This window comes from Loigolactobacillus zhaoyuanensis, from assembly GCF_003946385.1.
Classification (GTDB): Bacteria; Bacillota; Bacilli; order Lactobacillales; family Lactobacillaceae; genus Loigolactobacillus; species Loigolactobacillus zhaoyuanensis.
Genome location: NZ_RHOE01000070.1, coordinates 1 through 10836, shown reverse-complemented (window position 1 = coordinate 10836; position 10836 = coordinate 1). Strand labels below are relative to the sequence as shown.

The following is a 10836-nucleotide window of genomic DNA, read 5'->3' as shown; positions in this document are numbered from 1 at the left end:
GCTAGACATGGTACTCTGGGATTGGGTCATGAAGGCACCTACTCTCTTATTTTCTTGGCGATTATAAGAATAGGTCTTCATGGCCTTTTTGTCTATAGTTGGTCTAGTTCATTGGGTGTTGCACTTCAATTGTAAACTCGGCAAAAAAATTCAAAGCCAAGTTGGCTTTGAATTTTTTTATGATTTTTTTCTATAGTTAACGATTAATTTCGCAAATTTATCTTGTAGGCGCTGAAAATCATGACTTGATTGTTGCGCTTGTCTCACCATATCCTTAAAATCATGTGATCCTGTTTCAGATATTTTGCGGTTTTTAGCACGGTTTCTCAAGTGAATCTTCCGCATGTTCTCGCCTCCAACTACGATTTAACCGCAACCTGATACCACTTTTGCTGGATATTTCTATTATAGGTTGCGACTGGGCGATAATCAATACATAAAATGACGACTGCGCTAGCCAAGTTAGTCACTAATACAAGAAAATAGTCTTTTTTCAACAATTAAAAAAGTTCGGTAAATTTTACCGAACTTTCAGAACCGCCGGAAACGTTGTTGACGCTGCTGTAGTAGTGCGCTGGCGCTTAGTCGCTGTAATGAAGCAATTTCATGCACCAATTTTTTCTCGATCGTTGCCGCCAAGCGCTTAGCTGTGCGCGCCGTAATGATATCATCAATGATCCCTTGTTGTTGCAACTTAGTTGGTGTCAATTGCATTAGTTCTGCTGCATCAGCTGACCGCGCTGCATCCTTCCACAGAATCGTCGCAAAGCCTTCCGGTGATAAAATAGCGTAAATACTATTTTCCAACATCCAAACACGATCGGCACTAGCCAAAGCTAATGCCCCCCCGCTGCCGCCTTCACCAGTAATAATTGTGATCACTGGTACCGGCAACTGGCTCGCATTTAAAATAGTCGTTGCGATTGCTGCACCTTGACCATGTTGTTCAGCTTCTTTTCCCGGATATGCACCTGGGGTATCGACTAAATTGATGATTGGCCGGCTAAATTTAGCAGCCTGTTGCATTAAACGCAACGCCTTGTGATAACCGGCTGGCTCGGGACTACCAAAATGAGTGGCGATTTTTTCCGTTAAGCTTTTTCCCTTAACCGTGGCGATCACCGTGACCGCTTGACTGCCTAAATAGGCAATTCCCCCGCAAATTGCTGGGTCGTCGCCTAAAACACGGTCGCCATGTAATTCGATGAAATCAGTGAAAACCAGCTGAGCAATTTCCAGTGGCGACAACTTATCCGCCGCCCGGGCAGCTAGGACAATTTCGTTGGCAGATTTTTTATCGTTTTTGATAAGTGACCACCTCCGTTAGTATGTAGCTGTAATAATTGTTGTAAGGTGGCCTTCAACTTAGCGCGTGGCACAATACGGTCAATAAAACCTGCTTGTAGCACTTGTTCAGCGCGCTGGAAATCTGCGGGTAATTGTTCATTGATCGTTTGTTCAATTACGCGTCGTCCGGCAAAGCCAACTAACGCATGTGGTTCCGCCAAAATAATGTCACCCTGCATGGCAAAACTAGCCGTCACGCCGCCAGTAGTTGGATCAGTGAGCACCACAACATATAACAAACCGGCGGCACTGTGTGTGGCTACTGCTTGACTAACTTTAGTCATTTGCATTAGCGAGTGAATACCTTCTTGCATCCGCGCACCACCTGAGGCTGTAAATAATATCACCGGCAAGCGCGCTTGTGTAGCGCGCTCGAATAAGCGGGTGATTTTTTCACCGGTAATTGTGCCCATGCTACCCATCATAAAATAAGAATCCATAATCCCCAGTGCACAAGCTAACTTACCAAATTTAGCGCGACCGGTTAATACGCTATCGTTTAGCTGTGTCGCCGTTTGTGCACGAACAATTTTTGTCTGGTAGCCAGGAAACTTAAGTGGATCACTAGTCGCTAAGTCCTGATCCCACGCGGTAAAATTAGTGGTCAATTGTTTCAAGCGCGCCCAAGCGGTTAACCGAAAACCATATTGGCAATGGGGACAGACTTTTAGTGGCCCTAGTTCTTTGGTGTAACTAGTTTGTTGACAAATTGGACACTGCTGCCACAAGTCAGTTGGCACTTGATCACGGCGCCGTTTCAATTCAGCATGAGCAGGTAACTTAATGTAGTGCCGCCGTTTAAATAGCCGCATGCTGCTCATCTCCTAGCTTTTGTTGCGCCAGCCACTGTGGCAAGAAGCGCTGGCTAACTTCGTTGGTTGTCAAAGTACCGGCTAAGTAATGTGGATCAGCTAATAAAGCTTGCTCAAAATCCTGATTGGTCGTGATTCCTTTGATCACTAATTCCTGCAGTAAACGCGACATTTTGCTAATTGCTTGCTCACGCTCAGGACTAAAAGTAATTAATTTAGCGATCATCGAGTCATAAAATGGTGGTATCATGCTACCAGCGTAAACCCCACTATCGATCCGCGTGCCTAATCCACCTAACGGCCAGTAAAGATAATCGATGGTTCCTGCTGATGGCATAAAATCATGTCGCGGATCTTCCGCATTTAATCGACATTCTATGGCGTGGCCGCAAAGTTGGATATCTTGTTGCTGAACCGATAATGCTGCGCCACTGGCCACTAAGATTTGCTCACGGATCAAATCGATCCCAGTGACCATTTCCGTGACTGGATGTTCAACTTGAATTCGCGTGTTCATTTCCATGAAATAAAAATTTTGCTGCCGATCCATTAAAAATTCCAACGTCCCCGTATTTAAATAATCCATGGCAATAGTTGCTTGCCGAGCAATTTGCATAAGTTCCTGCCGTTTAGCCGCCGTGAGCAAAATACATGGACTTTCTTCCAGCACTTTTTGATGATGACGTTGCGCCGAACAATCCCGTTCTGGAAAAGTAATCGTCGCACCTGCATGATCGCGAAAAACTTGCACCTCAATATGTTTCGCGTGGGTCATCACTTTTTCCACGTACATCCGTTGATCGCTAAATGACGACTCAGCTTCCTTTTGCGCAGCTGTGAATTGTGCTGCTAACTCAGTTGCACGTTCAACCTTACGAATTCCTTTACCGCCACCACCTGCAGCTGCCTTCAATAACAGCGGGTAGCCAACCTGGTCAGCTACTTGCTGAACTTGAGCCAGCGTTGTGATAAAACCGTCGCTGCCAGGGATCACAGGGACATCAGCTTGCCGCATAAATTCCCGGGCATTGGCTTTGTCGCCCATAAGTTCAATCGTTGCCGCGCGTGGTCCAATAAACGTAATTTGACAAGCTGCACACATTTCAGCAAAATCGGCATTTTCAGCTAAAAAACCAAACCCTGGATGGATCGCATCGGCGCCAGTTAGGATAGCCGCACTAAGTATATTTTGCCGATTCAAGTAAGACGATTGTGCAGACGCACCGCCAACGCACACAGCTTCGTCGGCCAATTGAACATGTAAGCTTTCCGTGTCAGCTTCTGAATAGACTGCAACACTAGCGATATCTAATTCGCGCAAGGTACGAATGATACGCACTGCGATCTCGCCGCGATTAGCAACCAAAACTTTTTGAAACATCGACTCACCTACTTTCAATAATGCAACTTATTCGATTGCAAAAATAAGATCCGCAGCACAAACAATTTGATCATCAACCGTGATCGTGCCTTTACCACTGCCGGCATGATCGCGTAATTTGGTCAACGTCAACTCCAGCTTTAAAACATCGCCGGGGCGTACCATTTGCCGGAATTTGGCCTTAGTGATCCCGCCGAAATAAGCAGTTTTTCCAGCAAATTGGGGTAAGCTCAAAATCGTGATCGCACCCGCTTGTGCCAGCGCCTCAATTTGTAATACACCAGGCATTACTGGATTACCTGGAAAATGACCTTGAAAAAATGGTTCATTGATGGTGACATTTTTTTGAGCGATAATGCTTTCTCCGGGGACGATCGCCAATACTTTATCTACTAGCAACATCGGATAGCGATGCGGAATAATGGCCTGGATCTCAGTTGTATTTAACATGACTAATGCTCCTTCACAATTAAGGTTGTTCATTCGGTGTGATCTCAAATAGCGGCTGATGATAATCGACCATCGCTTCGTTTTCAACTAAGATAGCGGTCACAGTGCCACTAACTTCACTTTTAACTTCGTTCATCATTTTCATTGCTTCGATGATACAAACAACTTCGCCAGCGACTACCTGATCGCCAACTTTTTTGTACACTGTCTGCTCGGGTGATGCTGATAAATAAATGACACCCACTAGTGGCGCCTTGATCAGGCTATTAGTAGTAGTTGTTGGCGCTGCTGGCAGCGGTGCCGGTGCTCCTACAGACGCTGTCGTTGGTGTGGCCGCATGTTTGCTGAAACGTAACTCAAAATCTGCATCTTTCAGTGCGAATTCGTTCAGTGAACTTTGATCAAACTGCTGCAGTAACTGCTGAATTTCTTCTTTGGTCACAAACTCACGCCCACTTTCTTAGCGCTAATACAGCGTTGTGACCACCAAAACCAAACGAATTACTCAACGCATTGGTCACTACCTGTGTTCGATTGGTTGGCGTAACTAGCTGAACTGGGCACGCTGGATCTTGCTGTTGCACGCCAACGTTGACTGGCAACTGTTGCTGCCGCATCGCCGCCAACGTGATGATCGCCTCAATGGCACCGCCTGCGCCTAATAAATGCCCCGTCATACTCTTAGTGCTACTGACCAGTATTGGTGCCGTGAAAACCTGATTGATTGCTGCTGCTTCAGCGACATCATTGGCTTGGGTACTCGTACCATGCGCATTAACATAGCCAAAATCAGCGGCAGTCAAACCAGTTTCATCGATTGCTAATTGCATTGCGCGCGCGGCTTGGGTTCCGGCTGGATTGGGCGCAGTCATATGGTAGGCATCACAAGTACTACCGTAACCGGTGACCTCACCATAAATCATCGCCCCGCGTTGTTGCGCATGCGCTAAGCTTTCTAAAACTAGCATGCCAGCACCTTCGCCCATTACAAAACCGTTACGTTCTTGGTCAAAAGGAATTGATGCTCGTTGCGGATCCGTGGCGACAGATAATGCCGACAACGCTGCGAATCCAGCGATACCAATTTCATTGATCGGCGCTTCAGCACCACCTGTGATCATCACGTCCGCCCGGCCACTTTGAATCTCGCGAAAAGCATCGCCGATCGCATTAGTGCCTGACGAACAAGCGGTGACCACTGCCGTACAAATATTACGTGCATTAAATTGCAATGCAACATTCCCAGCAGCCATATTAACGATCGACTGTGGCACAAAAAGTGGCGAAACGCGTTGCGGGCCTTTGGCATTCATTTTGGTCACCTGCGCTTCGATCGTCGTCAAGCCACCGATCCCGGAACCAATGATGACGCCTAAACGTTCCGGCGCCACCATGTCGCTTGTCAATCCTGCTTGCGTTGCCGCCTCAATGGCACTATATAACGCGTACTGTGAAAAGAGATCAAGCCGTTTACTGACTCGTTTATCTAAACGAGTGGTAACGTCAAAATTTTTGAGCTCACCCGCTAAGGTAATGCCGGTTGCCGCGGTAAATTTAGTGATCGGCGCGAAACCGACCTGTCCCGCATTGATATTTGTCATTGTGGTCGCAACATCATTGCCTAAGGGCGTTACTGCACCCATTCCGGTGACCACTACTCGTTGTGTCATGCGCAAAGCCTCCTTAATCTCAATACATTGTCATGCCGCCATCAATTGCGATGGTTTGGCCAGTCATATAGTCATTTTCCGCTAGAAAAATTGCCGTTTGCGCCACTTCTTGTGGCTGACCAAACCGTTTCAATGGAATTTCAGTCTCTATTTGTGCTTTAACTTTATCGCTTAATTTCATTGTCATTGCCGTGTCGATCATCCCCGGTGCCAAGGCGTTACAGCGTACTTGGCGTAAAGCAGCCTCGCGCGCTACCGATTTAGTTAGTCCGATAATTCCCGCCTTGCTAGCCGCATAATTAGCTTGACCAATATTGCCAGTCAACGCCACCACACTGGCTAAATTAATGATGCAACCAGCACGCTGCTTGAACATCGGCTTTAAACTTTGTGTGATCATGTTAAAAGTTCCAACCAGATTTGTTTGCAGCGTTTGCTCAAAATCAGTGCTACTCATCCGTACCAATAATTTATCTGCCGTGACCCCTGCATTATTGATCAATACATCTAACTGACCAAAATGGGTCATCACCGTCGTAATGATTGCTGCAGCATCTTGAGTCACATCGCCAACAATGCCAATACAGTCCACGCCACAAGCTTTGATCACATTCATTTGTTCTGTTGTTAGCTCATGTCGACTATTTAACGCAATATTGGCGCCTTTTTGCGCGAAAGTAAGCGCGATCGCCGCACCAATTCCCCGCGAGCTACCGGTTACTAAAACAGTTTTACCTTTTAGATCCATTGGTCACCCCTAATTCTGCGACCGTAGCCGCTAATGTTTGCGGATCTGCCACTTGATAAACTTTTGCGGTAGGTACCGTTTGCTTAACTAAACGCGCAAGTATGGGGGCCGGCCCGAACTCGATAAATGTATCAACGCCTTTCAGCGCCAACTGAGTCACGCAAGCGGCAAAATACGTTGGCTGAACCATTTGTTGCGCCAAAGTGGTCGCCAATGTGGCTGTTGTAAATGGCAGCTTAGTTGTGTTGCTCCAAACTGGCAGCGTACCAGCATTAAAGCGACTCTGAGTTAAATAAGGGATAAACGCAGTCGCTGCCGGTTGCATCAAGAGTGTATGGAATGCACCGCTGACCGCCAAAGGTAAAATACGTTTCACGCCTTGCGTGCGTAGATAAGCCACCGCCGCTGCAATACCGGCTGGCGTACCCCCAAGCACCGTTTGTTGTGCCGAATTATAATTAGCCACTGCGACAAATCCACTTTGCTGGCCAAGCTCACACGCGGTTGCGATCTGCGCAGCATCGGCCTTTAATACGACCACCATTTCACCAGGAGTGGCTTGGCATGCCTGTGCCATCAAGTGACCGCGCGCCTTAACTAGCGCCAAACCATCAGCTAAGGAAAGCTGACCACCAGCTAACAAAGCGCTGTACTCGCCAAGGCTCAAACCCAGTAAGGCGCTGGCCGGAGGTAATTGTGCCTGACTCGTTTGATAGAGCGCCCAACTTAAGGCAACGAGTGCCGGTTGCGCATACTCAGTTGTCTGCAAGCGCTCGTCCGCATTAAAACAAATCTGCGGCAAATCTAAGTCTAATAACCGGCTGGCTTGATCAAATGCACTTCTGAATTGCGGATCTGTTTGATAAAATTCAGCGCCCATGCCGGTTCGCTCAGCGCCTTGACCACTAAATAAGTAAGCTACCTGCATTTTGATCACTCCTTCATTAAAAATAATTTTCCATGCGGCCCTGCTGCAAACAGGCTTGTGCTTGCGCAGCCGTTTCCTGTAAAATCGTGGCACAACTAGTTTCAGTTTTGATCAGGCCAGAAATTTGGCCGGCCATATATGACCCAGTGACATCATCGCCGGTTTCAACTGCACGCCGTAAGCTGCCATTGGCCAGTTGTTCAACTGCAGCAAAATCAACATCATTTTGCAGAGCAGCATTTTTTTCAGCAACTAAAAATTGCCGGCTCATTTTATTTTTCAATACGCGCGCAGGATGACCGATATAGGCACCTGTAACCAGCGTATCAATATCCTTCGCCTTTAAAACGGCGGCTTTATATTTTTCGTGAATGTGACACTCTTTAGCGGCTAAAAAGCGGGTCCCCATTTGGACGCCAGTTGCGCCAAGCATTAAGGCTGCGGCAACCCCGCGACCATCACCGATCCCACCGGCAGCGATCACCGGAATACTCACCGCGTCAACAACTTGGGGAATCAGCGTCAGCGTAGTCATGCTACCAATATGGCCGCCAGACTCCATGCCTTCAGCAATCACCGCGTCAACACCGACACGTTCCATGATCCGCGCTAGTCCCACCGAAGGCACTACCGGAATCACTTTGATCCCCGCCGCCTTAAAATCAGCAATATACTTAGCCGGATTACCGGCGCCAGTGGTCACTACCGCAACTTTGGCCTGCAAAATCACCTGCACCACTTCATCTGCATGCGGCGATAGTAACATCACATTGACGCCAAAAGGTTTATCAGTCAACGCTTTGGCGCTGGCAATTTCTTTAGCAACGATTGCAGCTGGCGCGTGGCCACTGCCAATAATGCCTAAACCACCAGCGTTAGAAACGGCGGCGGCTAGTTCGCCGTTCGCCACCCAAGCCATGCCACCTTGAAAAATTGGGTATTTAAGCCCCAACGATTGCATAAAAGGACTCATTGGCCCACCTTCTTTCTGTCTAAGCAACTTGCTGAGCAACAAAATCAACTAGATCACTAACGGTTGCGATTTCTTCATCGGTTTCAATTTTTACGTCAAATTCGTCTTCGATTTCATTGATGATTTCAAAAACATCTAAGCTATCGGCATTTAAATTACCTTTGAAATTTGTTGTCAGTGTAACTTCCGCGGCACTTTTATCCAATTGTTCCATGATGATTGCTTGTACCTTATTAAAAATTTCTGTTTTATTCATTTTGTTGCCTCCATTTAAGTTATATGATTATTTTGTTTGCTGACCGATCTGCGTCCTATACTTGAGTAATTTTATGTCATGTTTTAATAAATAATAATTTGTGTACCGACTGTCAAGCCGCCGCCAAAACCGCTGAGTGCCAGCACTGCACCTGGTTTGATTTGGCCGGCACGCACACATTCGTCCAGTAATATTGGAATACTGGCAGCGGAAGTGTTGCCATATGCCGCCATATTCTGCGGAAATTTAGCTAATGGTTGCCGTAAACGTTTAGCGACTTGCGTAATGATTCGGGTATTGGCTTGATGTAAGATAAAATGATCGACCTGGGCACAAGTTAAGTCAGCTTTTTCTAGTGCTCGTTCAATCGAAGCCGGCACGCCGCGGGTAGCAAAACTATAAATACCACGACCGTCCATTTTAAAATAAGGTGCCATTTGGTTAATGCCATTAACCATTAGTGGTGCGCTACCTTGATAACCAGCTGTTAACTGGCCCCCACGATCGCCAAAGGTTGCTAAATCACTAGCTAGAAAATGCGCGGTCGAACTATTTTCTAATAATACGCCGGCCGCACCATCACCGAACAAAACCGCCGTTGAGCGATCTTGCCAGTTGAGCAACCGTGATAACACCTCGCCGCCAATTAGTAGCCCGTGCATGGGTTGATCATTCTGAAAATAATGTTGTACCGCGTTCAACCCGTAGACAAATCCCGAACAAGCCGCATTTAAATCATAAGCAAACGCATTAGTTGCCCCAATTGCGCCTTGAACAACGGCTGCTGTTGCTGGCGTAAAATAGTCAGGCGACATGGTACAGACAACAATAAAATCCAACGCGGTCGCCGGTAAAGCAGCTTGTTGCAGTAACTGTATCGCCACTTGGGTACAAAGACTAGCCGTTGTTTCCGTTGTCGCAATATGGCGTTGCGTGATTCCAGTGCGGCTACGGATCCATTCATCTGTGGTGTCCATGATCTGACTTAAATCATTATTAGTTACAATTTTAGTCGGTACAGCATGGGCTAGTTGCGTTATTTTTGCGCCCACTGCGCCACCACCTTTATTTAAGAGTGTTCATCTAAAAAGTATTGCAAGTTATCCAACGCCTTTTCCACCAAACTTACTTCTTGCGCATTTAAATCTTTGAGAAAGCTTTGTACCATTTGTCGGTGAAATGATTGGTGCATGCGATACATCAGCCGGCCTTTGCGCGTCAAGCCAAGGTGGATGATTCGCCGGTCATCATCGCTGCGCAACCGTTCCGCATAACCTTTGCGAACTAGATTATTGATTGAAACACTTAGTGTACCCGGCGTCACATTTAAAGCCTGCGCAACCTCAGATGAAGTATTACGATGATACATGCCGATCGCGTTGATCGTGTGAATCTCCTTGATCGACAAATCTTTGAACTCACTTTTTTTAATTTCACTTTCTTCAAGTCGAATAATATCATTATAAACGGCGACTAATTTGTCGTTGATCCGTTGCCCTTGTGGTGTCATTTATTTTCTTTCTCACTAATTACTTTGATAATCAAAATATTAGTCATATTAGTGTCACCTGTCAACTAGCGGTTGCTTGGACCACAAAATGGAGCTCCGCCGAACAAACAACTTCCCCGGCGACTGATGCGTGCGTCGCAACCACGCCCATATTGGCCTTCACTTTAACTAGTGTGATTTCCAAGCGTAAAACATCCCCCGGTAGCACGCGTTTATAAAAACTGGCATCCCGAATGCTCCCGATGTAAGCCGTCCGTTGTTCAAATTGTGGTGATTTTAAAATCAAGATCGATGCTGCTTGCGCCAACGTTTCAATGATCAATGTCCCTGGCATTTCCGGTTGCCCCTTGAAATAACCTTGCAAAAAATCTTCGTTGATGGTCACGTTTTTAGTTGCCGTAATACGCTGATCCGGCACCAGCTCATCAACGTGATCAATGTAACAGATCGGAAAACGGTTCGGAATCAAGCGTTGGATCGCTGCCGCATCTAGGATATGCAAATGCCTCACCTCGTCCAAAAATTTCAAACTAAATTAGTTTGATGTTCAAAGTTTATGGCAACCTTTTAAAAATGTCAAATTATTTTTTTATTTTTTAATAGAATTAATTCCCCAAATTGCAAGAACAAATTAGCCACACGATAAATCCTATTAAATCAGTATTTTCATTAATATTCATATTTTATGGGCTTAACTTAACCGGCGGAAGCAGCGGAGAAAAGCTCTTTGGGTGTTTGATAGCCAGTTTGCCGGCGCGGTA

At 46.4% G+C, this 10836-nt stretch carries 14 protein-coding genes; all 14 read right to left on the bottom strand.

All coding sequences use genetic code 11. The features are described from left to right. Positions 1-177: 177 nt before the first annotated feature. On the bottom strand, positions 178-345 hold the full coding sequence (locus tag EKM76_RS13500; protein WP_164507643.1) for a hypothetical protein: 168 nt from the start codon (positions 343-345) through the stop codon (positions 178-180). 186 nt (positions 346-531) lie between these two features. Then, positions 532-1248, bottom strand: a complete 717-nt coding sequence (gene accA, locus EKM76_RS11225) for a carboxyltransferase subunit alpha (RefSeq protein ID WP_263853690.1) — start codon at positions 1246-1248, stop codon at positions 532-534. A 20-nt stretch (positions 1249-1268) separates the two neighbouring features. Next, positions 1269-2159 (bottom strand): acetyl-CoA carboxylase, carboxyltransferase subunit beta, encoded by an 891-nt coding sequence (gene accD, locus EKM76_RS11220; RefSeq protein ID WP_125550732.1) that lies wholly within the window; start codon positions 2157-2159, stop codon positions 1269-1271. Then, entirely contained in the window at positions 2146-3540 is a 1395-nt protein-coding gene (locus EKM76_RS11215) for an acetyl-CoA carboxylase biotin carboxylase subunit (RefSeq protein WP_125550731.1), read from the bottom strand. The genes accD and EKM76_RS11215 overlap by 14 nt, the downstream gene beginning before the upstream one ends. 27 nt (positions 3541-3567) lie before the next feature. Next, the gene (gene fabZ, locus EKM76_RS11210) at positions 3568-3990 is read right to left on the bottom strand and encodes a 3-hydroxyacyl-ACP dehydratase FabZ (RefSeq protein WP_125550730.1); all 423 of its coding nucleotides are present in this window, start codon (positions 3988-3990) and stop codon (positions 3568-3570) included. A 19-nt stretch (positions 3991-4009) separates the two neighbouring features. Then, positions 4010-4432 carry an acetyl-CoA carboxylase biotin carboxyl carrier protein gene (locus EKM76_RS11205; RefSeq protein WP_125550729.1) on the bottom strand — a complete coding sequence of 141 codons (423 nt, stop codon included), beginning with the start codon at positions 4430-4432 and terminating at the stop codon, positions 4010-4012. A 4-nt stretch (positions 4433-4436) separates the two neighbouring features. Continuing rightward, positions 4437-5660, bottom strand: a complete 1224-nt coding sequence (fabF, locus tag EKM76_RS11200; protein ID WP_125550728.1) for a beta-ketoacyl-ACP synthase II — start codon at positions 5658-5660, stop codon at positions 4437-4439. Between the two features lie 19 nt (positions 5661-5679). Next, positions 5680-6408, bottom strand: coding sequence for a 3-oxoacyl-ACP reductase family protein (locus EKM76_RS11195; RefSeq protein ID WP_125550727.1), 729 nt, complete (start codon positions 6406-6408; stop codon positions 5680-5682). Then, entirely contained in the window at positions 6392-7336 is a 945-nt protein-coding gene (locus tag EKM76_RS11190; RefSeq protein WP_125550726.1) for an ACP S-malonyltransferase, read from the bottom strand. Before EKM76_RS11190 ends, EKM76_RS11195 begins: the two co-directional genes overlap by 17 nt. 16 nt (positions 7337-7352) lie before the next feature. Continuing rightward, positions 7353-8309, bottom strand: a complete 957-nt coding sequence (gene fabK, locus EKM76_RS11185; protein WP_191986918.1) for an enoyl-[acyl-carrier-protein] reductase FabK — start codon at positions 8307-8309, stop codon at positions 7353-7355. 19 nt (positions 8310-8328) lie between these two features. Then, positions 8329-8565 (bottom strand): acyl carrier protein, encoded by a 237-nt coding sequence (locus EKM76_RS11180; RefSeq protein ID WP_125550725.1) that lies wholly within the window; start codon positions 8563-8565, stop codon positions 8329-8331. Between the two features lie 83 nt (positions 8566-8648). After that, on the bottom strand, positions 8649-9617 hold the full coding sequence (locus tag EKM76_RS11175) for a beta-ketoacyl-ACP synthase III (protein WP_125550724.1): 969 nt from the start codon (positions 9615-9617) through the stop codon (positions 8649-8651). Positions 9618-9634: 17 nt separating this feature from the next. Then, entirely contained in the window at positions 9635-10075 is a 441-nt protein-coding gene (locus tag EKM76_RS11170; protein WP_125550723.1) for a MarR family winged helix-turn-helix transcriptional regulator, read from the bottom strand. A gap of 61 nt (positions 10076-10136) precedes the next feature. Next, positions 10137-10577 carry a 3-hydroxyacyl-ACP dehydratase FabZ gene (gene fabZ, locus EKM76_RS11165; RefSeq protein ID WP_125550722.1) on the bottom strand — a complete coding sequence of 147 codons (441 nt, stop codon included), beginning with the start codon at positions 10575-10577 and terminating at the stop codon, positions 10137-10139. Positions 10578-10836: the final 259 nt, after the last annotated feature.